Consider the following 12855-nt stretch of genomic DNA (forward strand, 5'->3'; position numbering starts at 1 on the left):
CGGGCATGACGGAACGGGACGATCCGAAGGCGGCACTGCGGCACTACCTCCAGGCCACCCGCGACGACCTGGTGTGGAAGCTGGAAGGGCTCGACGAACGCGAGGCCCGGCTGCCCCGCACCGCCACCGGCAACAACCTGCTGGGCCTGCTCAAGCACTGCCTGAACGTGGAGGCCGGCTACTTCGGCCCCACCTTCGGCCGGCAGTTCCCGTCGCCCGACGAACTGCTCCCCCTGGCGGCGTACGACGAGGACCCGCAGGCGGACTGGTACGCGCGGGCGGACGAGACGAAGGACGGCCTGATCGACCTGTACCGCCGGGTGGCCGAGTTCGCCGACCAGACGATCGCCGAGTTGCCGCTCGACGCGCCGGGGCGGGTGCCGTGGTGGCGGCCGGGGCACCAGGACGTGACCCTGCACCAGATCATCATCCACGTGACCTGCGATCTCGCCCGGCACGCCGGCCACGCCGACATCCTCCGCGAGCAGCACGACGCGACTGTCGGCTGGCGGCGGGAGAACCCGCAGGTCATCGACGACCGGGAGTGGCCGGCGTACGTCGCCAAGCTGACCGCGCTCGCCGACCGGTTCGCCTAGACCTGCGGCGGCGACCCCGCCGGGGTGACCGACGCCTGGGTGCCCTGGTCGGGCGGGTGAACGTCCCGCCGCCTGCGGGGGGCCACGGCCGGGTCGCCGACGCCTCGCCGCCGACGGGCGGCCACGACCAGCGCGCCGACGCCGACGACGGCCAGGGCGGTCACCGTGACCGGTGTGGACATCCGGTGGATCGAGTGGGCGGCCAGGTAGCCGCCGCCGGCCTCCACGCAGGCCCAGGTGACGGCGGCGCCGACGCTGTACGGGGCGATCCGCCGGTACGGCACCCCGGTCGCTCCGGCCAGGTGCGGCACCAGGGTCCGCAGCAGGGGGACGAACCGTGCCACCGCGACCGCCCGGCCACCGTGCCGGTGCATGACCGACTCCGAGCGGGTCCAGGCGGCCGGGGAGATCGTCCGGCCGATCCGGCTGGTGCGGAGCCGACCCCCCAACCGGCGGCCAACGCCGTAGCCGATCAGGTCGGCCGTCACCACGGAGCCGGCGGCGACGGCGACGACCACCGGCAGGTCGAGGTGCCCGGCCCCGGCCAGCGCGCCGGCGGTGACCATCACCGTGAGGGTGGGGACGAAGACCCCGAACAGGAGATTCGACTCGATCAGCAGGGCGGCGGCCAGGAGCGCGTAGGCGGCCGGTGCGGGTACCCCGCCGAGCACGTCGGCAAGCGTGTCCGTCATCGCGGGCCGGTCCGGACGGTGTGCGGGGCCGCTGTCGCGGCGTCGTCCCGGGTGGCGGTTGCGGTCATGGTTCGACGCTAGCCATCGGCGTCGCCGGGGGAACCTGCCGTTCTGCGTCGGTGATCCCCGACGAAAGTAGGGGTCGGCCGATTCTCACCTGCCCAGACCGGCGTCGCGGGCCAGCAGCGCGGCCTGCACCCGGTTGGTGACGTCGAGGGCGGCCAGGATGCGGCTGACGTGCGCCTTGACCGTGCTCTCCCGCATGGCGAGGCGTTCGGCGATGTCGGCGTTGGTGTCACCCCTGGCGAGCAGGACGAGGACGTCGCGTTCCCGCGGGGTGAGCCGCTTGATGCGCGACTGCGCGGCGGCGGACTGCGGCGTGGTCGTGGCGTGGTAGCGGTCGATCAGGCGGCGGGCGGCAGCGGGATGCAGCATGGCCGAGCCGGCCGCCACCAGGTGCACGGCGCGCAGGATCTCGGCCGGATCAGTGTCCTTGAGCAGGAATCCGTCCGCGCCTGCGGCGAGCGCCCGGTACACGTAGTCGTCGAGGTCGAACGTGGTCAGCGTGATGATCCGGGGCGGGCGCGGCAGTCTGCGCAGTTCGGCGACCGCGGCTATGCCGTCCAGGCGGGGCATCCGGACGTCCATCAGTGCGATGTCGACCTGCCCGGTCGCCGCCTTCTCGACGGCCTCGACGCCGTCGGCGGCCTGGGCCACCACGGTGATCTCCGGGTCGCCCTCCAGCAGGTCCGACAGGCCGAGCCGGACCAGGGCGTCGTCGTCGACGATCATGACGCGGATCACGCCGTCCCCCCGTCCGACGGGGTGTGCGGCACGACCGGGTGCGGGACGGTGGCGTGGACCCGCCAGGCGCCGACGCCGGTGGGCCCGGACTGCAACCGGCCGCCGAGGGCGGTGATCCGTTCGCGGAGACCGACGAGCCCGTAGCCGGAGCGGACCCGGTCCGGGGCCGCCGTGCCACCGGTGCTGGTGACCTCGACCGTGGTGACCGGCGGCCGGTAGTCGATGCGCACCGTGGTGGCCGCGCCCGCCGCGTGCTTCCGCACGTTGGTCAGCGCTTCCTGCACCACCCGGTACACGCCGAGCCGGTGCGTGGTGGGCACCTCGTCCGCGCTGCCCTCGATCACCAGGTCGACGGACTGTCCCACCGACCGCGCCTCGTCGACGAGGTGCCGTACCCGGCCCGGCACGGGTGCCGTCACCCCGGCGGTGGCCGGCACCTGCAGCGCCCCGAGCACGTCGCGGAGGTCGGCCATCGCGGCGGTGGAGGTGGCCCGCAGGAGCCGCAACCGGTCGGTTACCCGTTCGGGAAGCTCGTCGCCCCGGGCCACGAGCACCCCCGTGTGCAGGGCGATCAGGCTCAGCCGGTGGGCCAGCACGTCGTGCATCTCCGCGGCGATCCGGGAACGCTCCTGGCTGCGGGCGGCCTCCTCCCGTAGCGTCGCCTCGATCCGCAGGTGCTCGACCTGGTCGGCGAGCAGTTGCAGGGTACGCCGCCGGCTGCCCCGCCACAGCCCGATGACCAGCGCCAACAGGGCGAGGATCACCGCCGGGACGTAGTCGTACGCCAGCCAGCGCGAGGTGGCGACCAGCTCGACGGCGGCGTTGACGGTCAGCACACCGGCGAAACCGGCGACCGCCACCCGGGCGCGGCGGTCCACGGCCAGGTCGTAGACCGTCACGCAGACCAGCAGGAGCGGGGTCGTCACGCCCAGCAGCGCCGCCGTCGTGAACAGCAGGGCCGGGGCGACGAACCAGGGCAGCCGGCGCACCAGGAGGGCGACGGCGCAGACCGGGAGGAACACGCACGCGGCGACCCGTTCCCGTCCCGTGGTGGTGAGGACCGCGTTGTTCACCGTCAGGGCCGTGAACCACGCCACCAGGACGAAACGTCCGATCCGTGCTCCTGCCGGAAATGCGACCACGCCCATGATCCTAGGGAGCCGGACAGGCCGGGACTCCCGACTTCCGGCCACGTTCCACCCCCCACGAAAGTAGGGGGAGTCGAGCGGAATTCGACGGATCACGGCAGGGTGGCACGCTCATAACGTCGTCATCCATGAACCGCGACAATGCAGCGGCCACCGGAACACGGAGCCCCTTTTCCTTCTGTGCCGAGGCCTTTCGCCATCCCCGGGCCGTCGGCGCCGTGGCACCCAGCAGCAGAGCTCTGGCCAGGGAACTGGTTCACCCGATACGTGTCCGGTCCGGCGGCCCGCTGACAGTTCTCGAGGTCGGTGCCGGCAGCGGAGCGGTCACCCGGACCATCCTCGACGTGCTTCCCCCGACCAGTCGTCTCGACATCGTCGAAGTCAGTCCGACATTCGTCGCCCGGTTGCGTGACACCACCCGCACCGCCACGGTTGCCGTCGAGATCCACCGTACGGAAATCGAGGAGTACCGAACCTCCCGGGCGTACGACGTCATCGTTTCCGGCCTGCCGATGACCAATTTCGATCCCGTGCAGGTGGCGGGAATCATGGCGCGGTTCGTCGGGCTGCTGCGGCCGGGCGGCGCACTGGCGTACTTCGCCTATCGGGGCACCCGCCCGGCGCGGCGGGCCTTCGCCGGCTCCGCCGAGGCCCGCCGGCACGCCGCCGTCGACAGCGTCATGCGCTCCTACCAGCGCGCCTATGCCACCGGGCAGCGCACCGTCTGGCTCAACCTGCCCCCGGCACGCGTCTGGCACCTGCGCCGACCCGGGGCGGCCTGACCCGGCACCTTCACCCCGCCCGCCGGCAGCTCAGCCGGTGGCGGCGAGCGTCGCCGGGCGGGTCGCCGCGACCGGGTTGGGCCGCCGCCTGCGGATCAGCCACTCGGCGACGAGCAGGTTGAGCGTCCAGGCCGCCCCCATCAGCAACGCCCGGGACAGCTCGGTCGTCGGTCCCACCGCCAGCGCCCAGGTCGACAGCAGCACGCCCTGGGTGCCCGCGCCCTGGGCGATCGCATAGCCCCGCATCATCCAGGCCCGGTGCTGGGACAGCCGTCGCCGTCGGACGGCCACGAACCCGGCGGCGACGGCGACGAACATGCCGGCGGCGAACAGGTAGCGCAGCACCATGAGCAGCGGGCCGTCGCCCGGTGGCAGCGGATAGGTGGCGTTCATCCACCATCCGGACGCGGCCACCACCAGCCCACAGCCGACCAGTACCCGGCCCGCCCGGCGGTGCCAGGCCCGGTGACGCCGCCGGAACCCCGGCGCGAACTGGAACGCCCCCAGCAGGCTGAACGTGACGGCGGCGGCGATGTGCAGCAGCACCGGGACCGGCGCGGCGAAGAAGCGTTCGTTGGCGGGGGTCACCTCGGCCCCACCGGCGAGGGCGGCCACCCGCAGCGCGCTGCCGAGGGTGGGCAGCGCGCTGAGCGCGATGAGCCCGGTGAGGAGGGGCCAGTCCCGTCGTCGCGTCGTCATGACCCGAGCATGGCGACCGGGACCCGGGCGGCTCATCGGTCCACGGGCCGCCGTCGGACCGGCCGATGGTCGGGGTCGCCGACCGTACTTTCGGCGGCCCGTCCACGAGCGACGGAGCCGGCCGCGACCGGCTCCGCGCGGCTCAGCCGCCGCGCAGCCGGTCGGTCTCGTACGCCCACATCGCGACCTCGACCCGGTTACGGGCCCCCAGCTTCGCCATCAGGCTGGCGACGTGCGTCTTGACCGTGCTCAGCGTGATGTGCAGCTCGGCGGAGATCTCGGTGTTGGTGCGTCCCCGGGCCACCGCCCCCAGCACCTGCTCCTCCCGGTCGGTGAGCCGGTCGACCGGCTGGCGGGGCGGGGTGGCCGGGCCGGCGTCGGCGAACGCCCGGAGCAGCCGGGTGGTGACCTGCGGCGCGATCAGCGCGTCCCCGGCGGCCGCCGCGTGGACGGCCTGGGTGAGCAGGGCCGGGCCGCAGTCCTTGAGCAGGAAGCCCCGGGCCCCGGCGCGCAGCGCGGCGTAGACGTACTCGTCCAGGTCGAACGTCGTGATGACCACCACCGCCATCGGGTCCGCGACCCCCGGACCGGCCAGCAGCCGGGTCGCCTCGATTCCGTCCACGCCGGGCATCCGGATGTCGAACAGGCACACGTCGGGGCGCAGCCGCCGGGCCAGCTCGACCGCCCGCTGCCCGGTGGCCGCCTCGCCGACCACCTCGACGTCGGGCTGCGCGGCGAGGATCATCGCCAGCCCGGTCCGGACGATCTCCTGGTCGTCGGCCACGAGCACCCGTACCCGGGTCCCGCCGTTCACGCCACGGCCCGGGGCAGCGCGGCGGTGACCGTCCACCCGTGGTCCCGGTCGGGGCCGGCGTCGAGCGAGCCGCCGAGCAGGTGGGCCCGTTCCCGCATCCCGACCAGCCCGTAGCCGTCACGTCGGGGTGCCGGCGGGCCGACGCCGTCGTCGTTGACCCGCAGCCGCACCGTGTCCTCGTCGGCCACCACCCGGACGGTGATCCGGGTCGCGTCCCGGGCGTGCCGGCGGGCGTTGGTGACCGACTCCCGGGCCAGCCGGCAGATCGTGGCCGCCACCGGGGCCGGCAGGCCGTCCAGGTCGCCGACCAGGTCCACCTCGACGGCCGGACCGTCACCGGTCCGGTCCGCCAGCTGCCGCAGGTCGGCGATGCGGGGGCTCGGCTCCCGGTCGGCCGGCTCGTCGCGGCGCAGGGCCCGCACCAGGGTGCGCATCTCGGTCAGGGCCTGGCTCGCCTCCGTCTCGATCAGCCGTAACGCGTCGGCGGCGGCCGAGGGTCGGGTCTCCAGCAGGGCGAGCCCGGCCTGGGCCCGGACGGCTATCGCGGACACGTGGTGGGCGACCGTGTCGTGCAGGTCGCGGGCCAGCCGTTCCCGCTCGCGCAGCGTCACCTGCTCGACCTCCCGCCGTCGGGCCCGGTCCCGCCAGCGCAGCGCCGCCCCGACCGCGAGCGCCGCCGCGACCACCCCGGCCCCGCCCAGGGCGTCGTCCGGGCCGAGGTGGCCGACCACGGTCGACCAGGTGATCTTCGCGGCGACGAGGATCGCACCGAATCCGGCCTCCCGCCCCGACCCCCAGCGGGTCAGCGCGAACACCGCCAGCAGCAGGTAGGCAAGCGTGTGCAGGCCGAGGTCGCCACCGACGATGACCTCGCCCACGGCGCAGACCGGGAAGGCGACGAGGGCCACGAGCAGCGGGCGGCTCCGCCGCCACAGCAGGACCGGGGCGAGACCGACACCGATCAGGACCGGCACGGCCGCCGGCTGCGGCAGGCTGCCCCACCGGGCGAGCCCCTCCACCAGCGCCGCCGCCGCGAGCAGGGCGACCAGCGCCCCGTCGCGCCACCCGTGCGGCGCAGGGCGCGCCGGGCGGGGCTCACGCCACCAGGATCGCAGCAGCTCGCGCACGGGGAAATCGTACGGGCGGCGGGCGTCCGTCCGGTGCCCCGGCGGCGCGGGTGGGCAGCGTCGTCGCGGTGCCCTCCCGGGGTCAGCCGGCCGGCAGCACCCGGGCGAGCGCGTTGCGGACGGCGATGCCCGGGCGACTCCTCGGGACCAGCACCGACGCCACGAGGCCGGTGGACCGCCCGCGACGATCGGTGCGTCGACGGTGCTCGGCCTCGTAGCGGCGCAGGGCGGCGGCGGGTTCGTGCCCGGCGAGGGCGGCGGCCAGGGTCCGGGCCCCGGCGATGGCCAGGCTCGACCCGTCGCCGAACAACGACACCGAGGCCGCCGCGTCGCCGAGCAACGTGACCCGCCCCCTGGACCAGCACGGCAGCACCACCCGGGTGACCGCGTCGAAGTAGAGGTCGTCCGCCTGCCGGGCCCGGGCCAGCAACTCGGGGATCCGCCAGCCACGTTCCCGGGCGTACGCGTCGGTGAGGATCTGCCGGTGCCGGGCCGCGTCGGTGTGGTCGAAGTCGACGACGGCGGGGTGCCGGAAGATGAAGGCGACCCCCGCCTCGCCCCGGACCGGGTGGATCGCGACGAGCCGGCCCGGTGTGTTGTGCAGCAGGACGTCGTGGGGGTGCTCCGGTGCCTCGCCGAGCAGTGTGGTGGCCACGTAGAGGCCGAGGTGGCGGACGACGTCACGCTCCGGGCCGAAGGCGAGCCGGCGGACCGTCGAGTGCAGCCCGTCCGCGCCGACGACCAGGTCGAACCGGCGGGGCGGGCCGGTGGCGAAGGTGACGTCCACCCCGTCGGGGTCCTGGTCGAGTCGGGTGACGGTGTCGTCGTACCGGAACTCGGCGTCGTCGCGGGCCGCGTCGTGCAGGATGCGGGCGAGGTCGGCGCGGGGCACCTCGATCTCCGCCGTGCCGGCCGGGCTGCGGGTGGCGGGCATCGCGATGCGGCGACCCGGCCGGCCCGCCCGGTCGACGATCCGCAGCCCGGTGGCGTGGGTGGCCGCCGCCCGCAGGGCACCCACCAGACCCATCTGTTCGACCACGGGCAGGGCCGGTCCGCGGACGTCGACCGGGTTGCCGCTGGAGCGCTGCCCGGCCGCGCGCTCGACCACCGTGGGCCGCCACCCCGCGCGGGCCAGCCAGTAGGCGAGGGTCGGGCCGGCCACGCCGGCCCCGGAGATGAGTACGGTACGCATGATCCGAACTTTTCCGCACTCAGTGCAGAAATGCAATGAGTGCGGATTTGCGCTCGGTGCGCTAAGGTGTGCCGATGTCCCTCCGCGACCGCAAACGGGCCCGCACCCGGCAGGCGCTCGTCGACGCCGCCGTCGACCTGTTCGGACGCCAGGGCTACGAGGCGACCACCATCGCCGAGATCGCCGCCGCCGCCGACATCGGCACCCGCACCTTCTTCAGTTACTTCCCGAGCAAGGAGGATCTGCTCTTCCCGGAGGCCGACCGTCGGGTGCGCGTCGCGGTCGACGCCATCGCCGGCCGGTCGCCGGACGAGGAACCGGCCGAGGTGCTGTTGCGCGCGCTGCGGCAGGCGAACGACGAGAGCGGGGACATGACCGGTCCCCTCGCCGCGCTGCGGATCCGGCTGACCATGGAGGTGCCCGCCGTCCGGGGTCGCGCCCTGCAACTGCAGTGGGAGAGTCAACGCGAGATCGCCCGGCACCTCGCCGCCGCCTATCCCGACCGCCTCGACGAGGTCAGCGCCGCCGCCCTGGTCGGCGCGTTCGTCGGCGCGGCCACCGCCGCCCTGACCACGCTCCTGGAGGACCCGCGACGGCGCGCCGACCCGGCCGCGATCCGGGCGTCCCTCCAGCAGGCCACCGAGGTCGCCCTGCGCCCGTGGACGCCCCGGTCCTGAGCCGCATCCCACCCACCGGGGGCCGGTCCGTCGGCGGTGCCGCGATCCGCGTGGGCCGATCGTGTCGGCGGATCCGGGTACGGTTTCCAGTGCCCGGCCGGCACGCCCGCCGGCGGCACGGCGCCGGCCGACCGACGGTCGACCGTGGAGGGAGCGAGCGTGACGCAGCGCAGAGCACTGGTGGTTCGCGGCGGCTGGGAGGGGCACCAGCCGATCCGGGCGACGGAGTTGTTCCTGCCGTTCCTCGAGGACAACGGCTACTCCGTACGCATCGAGGAGTCCACCGAGGTCTACGCCGACGCCGACGCGATGGCCGGCACCGACCTCGTCGTGCAGTGCATGACGATGGCCGAGATCACCGCCGAACAGGTGGCGGGGCTGCGCGCGGCGGTCGTCGCCGGTACGGGCCTGACCGGCTGGCACGGCGGCATCGTGGACGCGTTCCGCGCCTCGTCGGACTACCTGCACCTGGTGGGCGGCCAGTTCGCGACCCACCCGGGGCGGGAGCCCTGCGAGCGGCGCGGCGGCGAGGAGGACAACTTCCTGCCGCACACGGTGACGGTCACCGACCTCGGCCGCCAGCATCCGATCACCGCCGGGATCGCCGACTTCGAGCTGGTCACCGAGCAGTACTGGGTGCTGCACGACGACCTGGTCGACGTCCTGGCCACCACCGTCCACCCCACCCGGGACTGGCACCCCTGGCACCGGCCGGTCACCTCGCCGGCGATCTGGACCCGGCGCTGGGGCGCCGGCCGGGTCGTCGTGACGACCCCCGGGCACAGCCTCGACGTGCTGGAGCACCCGTCCGTGCGGACCGTCATCGAGAGGGGCATGCTGTGGGCGACCCGCACCGCGTCGGCGTCGTAGGGCTCGGGGTCATCTCCCGCGCCTATCTGGACACCCTGGCCCACCATCCCGAGCTGCGCATCGTCGCGGTGGCCGACCTCGACGCCGACCGGTCGGCCGCGGCCGCCGCGACCCTCCCCGACGCCGAGGCGACGAGCGTCGCGGGCCTGCTCGACCATCCCGACGTGCAGACGGTGCTCAACCTCACCATCCCCGCCGCCCACGTGGAGGTCTCGCTCGCCGCGATCGACGCCGGCAAGCACGTGTACGTCGAGAAGCCGCTCGCCGTGGAGCTGCCGCAGGGCCGTACGGTCCTCGACCGGGCCGCCGCAGCCGGGGTACGGGTGGGCTGCGCGCCCGACACCGTCCTGGGCACCGGCACCCAGACGGCCCGCGCGGCGATCGACGGCGGACTGATCGGGCGTCCGCTGGCCGCCTCGGCCGTCATGGTCACCCCCGGACACGAGCGCTGGCACCCCCACCCCGACTTCTACTACGCCCCGGGCGGCGGCCCGTTGCTGGACATGGGCCCCTACTACCTCTCGGCGCTGATCCACCTGCTCGGTCCGGTGCGCGCGGTGACCGGTACGGCCAGCCGGCTGCGCCCGGAACGGGTCATCGGCAACGGCCCGCGCCTCGGCCAGCGCGTCCGCGTCCTGGTGGACACCCACGTGTCGGGCGTGCTCGAACACGACAGCGGCGTGCTGTCCACCATCACCACCAGCTTCGACGGGGTGACCACGACGGCCGCGCCGATCGAGGTGCACGGGGAGACCGGCACCCTCGCCGTACCCGACCCGAACTACTTCGACGGCGAGGTCCGGCTGTGCCCGCTCGGCGGCGACGGCTGGCAGGTGCTCGCCCCGTCGGCGGGTTACCGGGCCGGTGCCCGGGGCCTCGGGCTGATCGACGCGGTCCGGGCCGACGCCACCCGGGCCCCCCGGGCGGGCGGTGACCTGGCGTTGCACGTCCTCGACACGATGACCGGGCTGCTGCGGTCGGCGGCCGAGGGCCGGCGGATCACGCTGGACACGACGGTGCGGCGACCCCACCCCGTGCCGCTCACCGAGGCCGAGGACTGGCAGGGACGCTGAGCGGGGCGGCAGCCGGCGGTTCCGGGCCGGCCGGCGCGGCATCCCCCGGGCGGGGGACGCGCCGCGCCGACCGTCAGGTGACAGATGGCAGACTCAGCGGAGTGAACGACGTGGCCGCATCGCCGATGGATGGTGAGCTGGAGAGTGTCAGCCTGGTGGAGTTGGCCGTCACCCGGCTGACCCAGGAGATCCTCAGCGGCCGGAGCGACCCGGGCGAACGCCTGGTGGAGGAGCAACTGACCCGGCGGTTGGGGATCAGCCGGGCACCGCTGCGGGAGGCGCTGCGGTTGCTCGCCCAACAGGGGCTGGTGGAGCACGTGCCCCGGCGGGGCGTCCGGGTGGCCACCCTCTCCGACCGCGACGTGCGGGAACTCTACGAGCTGCGCGACGTGCTGGAGCGGTTCGCGGTGCGGGCCGGCATCCCGGTGGGCCGCGACGGCGACCTGGCCGGCCTGCGGGCGGCGTTGGAGCAGATGCGCGAGGCGGTACGGCACGGCGACCGGATGCTGGTCGCGCAGGCGCACCGGGCGTTCCACGTCGCACTGGTGGCGCTCGCCGGTAACCGGAAGCTGTCCGATGTGTACGACTCGATCCTGGTGAAGTTGCAGCTCTACATGGCGATCAACCTGCGCCGTGAGGCGGAGCTGGCCCAGCCGCTCGACGGCGTGCACCGGCACGAGCGGTTGTTCGAGGCGGTCGCCGGGGGAGACCCGGAGGAGGTGCTCGCCGTGCTCTCCGCGCACGGCGCGCGCTCGTACCTCGGCTAGGTTCCGTCGTGCTGGTGGTCGGGCACGTGGTCGGTCGAGGGTGACCGGCAGGTCCGTCACACCGGGCAGCGTGAGCGTGGCCGCGTCTATCTGGTGCCATGCCGCATGAACCGGTGCAGTGCGTCGAGTGTCGCCGGGGCGAGTACCTCCGGGTTCGCGGGGTCGGTCAGATCGTGCGCCACGTCGAACAGCACGATCCGGCCGGGCCCGCGGGTGTGCGCCCGCTCCAGCGCCGTTGCCAGCCGTGTGGTCGTGTGGCACGGGATCTGCTGGTCGACCGTTCCGCAGGTGAGCAGGGCAGGGGTCCGAGGCGGCAGCCGGAGTGCGACCGACGCGGGGTCGAGGGCGTCGATGGTCTCCACGTAGCGCCGGTTGGGGCCGCCGAGGGCCTGGAAGAGCGCGGCGAGGGCGGGCGGCATGCCCGTGGTGTCCGGTGGGCGGTGCGCCCGGAGATCGGCGACGGCCCGGTCGACGGCGCGTCCGACGGTGCGTTGCTCCTGCCGGCTCATCTGACCTGCGGCGACGGCGGCGGCGAGTTGGTCGTGCAGTTGCCTGGCGAGCACGTCGAGGAACCGCTGGGCCAGGGGTTGCAACAGCCCGACTCCGGCTGCACGGGATTCGGCGGTGACTGCGACCTGCAGTGCCGTCAGTGCACCTTCGCTGTGCCCGATCAGCCGTACCGCTCGCGGGTCGACCTCGGGCTGGTCGGCGAGTAGCCGGTACGCGGCATCGGCTTGGCGGACGAAGGCAGGGTAGTCGATCGTCTCGGGATTCCCGGCGTAGGCGCCCAGCCCGGTCCGGCCCGTGCCGTACTTGTCGAAGCGCAGGCTGACGGCTCCGTCGCGCCCCAGCGCCTCGGCGAGTTTGGCCAGGGTGTGTGGGGTGAGCGCGGGCGGCTGGTCGCCGTTGCGGTCGGTGGGGCCGCTGCCCGGCAGCAACAACACGGCCGGCATCTGCTGCCGCCGGCGGTGAACGGGGATGTGCAGGGTGCCGTACGTGACGGTGCCGTCCACAGTGAAGGTGATCTCGCGGTCCGTGGCGAGCACGCCCACCGCGGAGCGCACGGCGGCGGCGGGAAGGGCCCCCACGGCGATGCTCCCGACCACGACGGCGCCGACCGCGGCTCTCCATGCGATCCGCCGGGCGGTGTGCGGCATCCGGTCGAACGGGATCATCGCAGGACCACCTGCTCGATCAGGGCGACCGTGGCGGCCGGGTCGACGACCTCCACGACCAGGCGGGCATAGTGCTCGTCGGCGAGTTCGATGACGACGGCGCGGGCACCGTCACGGATGTTCCAGAAGACGCGCTCACCGTCCTGATGGAAGGTGCCGGCCGTGATCACGCCGGGCAGGCTCGTTCCCGGTGCCCGAAGGCCCTTGGGTTCGGCGGCGATACCCGGATCGGCGGTGGCACCGCGGACGTTCGCCAACGGGATCACCAGACGGCTCTTGAGCGACCACAACCTGTCCATTCCCTCGATCTCCACGACGAGATCGTCGCCGTCGATGCGGACGCTGGCCATGTCAACGGTCCTTTCGTGGGCCCGGCGGCACCGGCCGCAGGGCATGGTGGGGCACCGGCGTGGGCAGCGCCGGGCGGGGGAGGGCGGGG

General features: G+C 74.2%; 15 protein-coding genes. 6 read left to right on the forward strand and 9 right to left on the reverse strand.

All coding sequences use genetic code 11. The features are described from left to right. Nucleotides 1-5 precede the first annotated feature (5 nt). A complete protein-coding gene (locus tag ACN265_RS10255) occupies nucleotides 6-596 on the forward strand; it encodes a DinB family protein (RefSeq protein WP_421407076.1) in 591 nt (196 codons plus the stop codon). Here the strand turns inward: ACN265_RS10255 and ACN265_RS10260 are convergent. From ACN265_RS10260 to ACN265_RS10270, 3 genes are all read right to left on the reverse strand, one after another. Then, nucleotides 593-1288, reverse strand: coding sequence for a DedA family protein (locus tag ACN265_RS10260; protein ID WP_421407077.1), 696 nt, complete (start codon nucleotides 1286-1288; stop codon nucleotides 593-595). The two genes, ACN265_RS10255 and ACN265_RS10260, sit on opposite strands and share 4 nt — an antisense overlap. Before the next feature lie 153 nt (nucleotides 1289-1441). Beyond that, nucleotides 1442-2092: a response regulator gene (locus ACN265_RS10265; protein WP_421407078.1), complete on the reverse strand. Its 651-nt coding sequence runs from the start codon at nucleotides 2090-2092 to the stop codon at nucleotides 1442-1444. Then, complete coding sequence (locus ACN265_RS10270; protein WP_421407079.1) at nucleotides 2089-3234, reverse strand: sensor histidine kinase; 1146 nt, start codon at nucleotides 3232-3234, stop codon at nucleotides 2089-2091. The genes ACN265_RS10265 and ACN265_RS10270 overlap by 4 nt, the downstream gene beginning before the upstream one ends. A 134-nt stretch (nucleotides 3235-3368) precedes the next feature. Between ACN265_RS10270 and ACN265_RS10275 the strand changes: the two genes are divergently transcribed. Continuing rightward, nucleotides 3369-4022, forward strand: a complete 654-nt coding sequence (locus ACN265_RS10275) for a class I SAM-dependent methyltransferase (protein ID WP_421407080.1) — start codon at nucleotides 3369-3371, stop codon at nucleotides 4020-4022. Nucleotides 4023-4052: 30 nt separating this feature from the next. Here the strand turns inward: ACN265_RS10275 and ACN265_RS10280 are convergent, their stop codons facing one another. From ACN265_RS10280 to ACN265_RS10295, 4 genes are all read right to left on the reverse strand, one after another. Further along, nucleotides 4053-4721 carry a DUF2306 domain-containing protein gene (locus tag ACN265_RS10280; protein WP_421407081.1) on the reverse strand — a complete coding sequence of 223 codons (669 nt, stop codon included), beginning with the start codon at nucleotides 4719-4721 and terminating at the stop codon, nucleotides 4053-4055. 142 nt (nucleotides 4722-4863) lie between these two features. Continuing rightward, the gene (locus ACN265_RS10285; RefSeq protein ID WP_204923596.1) at nucleotides 4864-5466 is read right to left on the reverse strand and encodes a response regulator; all 603 of its coding nucleotides are present in this window, start codon (nucleotides 5464-5466) and stop codon (nucleotides 4864-4866) included. 65 nt (nucleotides 5467-5531) lie between these two features. After that, nucleotides 5532-6662 carry a sensor histidine kinase gene (locus ACN265_RS10290; protein ID WP_421407084.1) on the reverse strand — a complete coding sequence of 377 codons (1131 nt, stop codon included), beginning with the start codon at nucleotides 6660-6662 and terminating at the stop codon, nucleotides 5532-5534. 82 nt (nucleotides 6663-6744) lie between these two features. Beyond that, complete coding sequence (locus tag ACN265_RS10295; protein WP_421407086.1) at nucleotides 6745-7854, reverse strand: FAD-dependent monooxygenase; 1110 nt, start codon at nucleotides 7852-7854, stop codon at nucleotides 6745-6747. Between the two features lie 74 nt (nucleotides 7855-7928). Between ACN265_RS10295 and ACN265_RS10300 the strand changes: the two genes are divergently transcribed. From ACN265_RS10300 to ACN265_RS10315, 4 genes are all read left to right on the forward strand, one after another. Then, the gene (locus ACN265_RS10300; RefSeq protein WP_420117366.1) at nucleotides 7929-8531 is read left to right on the forward strand and encodes a TetR/AcrR family transcriptional regulator; all 603 of its coding nucleotides are present in this window, start codon (nucleotides 7929-7931) and stop codon (nucleotides 8529-8531) included. Nucleotides 8532-8690: 159 nt separating this feature from the next. Then, nucleotides 8691-9401 (forward strand): ThuA domain-containing protein, encoded by a 711-nt coding sequence (locus tag ACN265_RS10305; RefSeq protein ID WP_421407087.1) that lies wholly within the window; start codon nucleotides 8691-8693, stop codon nucleotides 9399-9401. Beyond that, complete coding sequence (locus ACN265_RS10310) at nucleotides 9371-10474, forward strand: Gfo/Idh/MocA family protein (RefSeq protein ID WP_421407088.1); 1104 nt, start codon at nucleotides 9371-9373, stop codon at nucleotides 10472-10474. The genes ACN265_RS10305 and ACN265_RS10310 overlap by 31 nt, the downstream gene beginning before the upstream one ends. Nucleotides 10475-10575: 101 nt before the next feature. Next, complete coding sequence (locus ACN265_RS10315) at nucleotides 10576-11241, forward strand: GntR family transcriptional regulator (RefSeq protein ID WP_204923341.1); 666 nt, start codon at nucleotides 10576-10578, stop codon at nucleotides 11239-11241. A gap of 86 nt (nucleotides 11242-11327) precedes the next feature. Here the strand turns inward: ACN265_RS10315 and ACN265_RS10320 are convergent, their stop codons facing one another. Continuing rightward, complete coding sequence (locus tag ACN265_RS10320) at nucleotides 11328-12416, reverse strand: alpha/beta hydrolase family protein (protein WP_421407090.1); 1089 nt, start codon at nucleotides 12414-12416, stop codon at nucleotides 11328-11330. Then, nucleotides 12413-12766, reverse strand: a complete 354-nt coding sequence (locus ACN265_RS10325; RefSeq protein ID WP_204923338.1) for a hypothetical protein — start codon at nucleotides 12764-12766, stop codon at nucleotides 12413-12415. Before ACN265_RS10325 ends, ACN265_RS10320 begins: the two co-directional genes overlap by 4 nt. Nucleotides 12767-12855 lie beyond the last annotated feature (89 nt).

The sequence above is a fragment of the Micromonospora sp. WMMD730 genome (assembly GCF_049178955.1).
GTDB classification, from domain to species: domain Bacteria; phylum Actinomycetota; class Actinomycetes; order Mycobacteriales; family Micromonosporaceae; genus Micromonospora; species Micromonospora wenchangensis.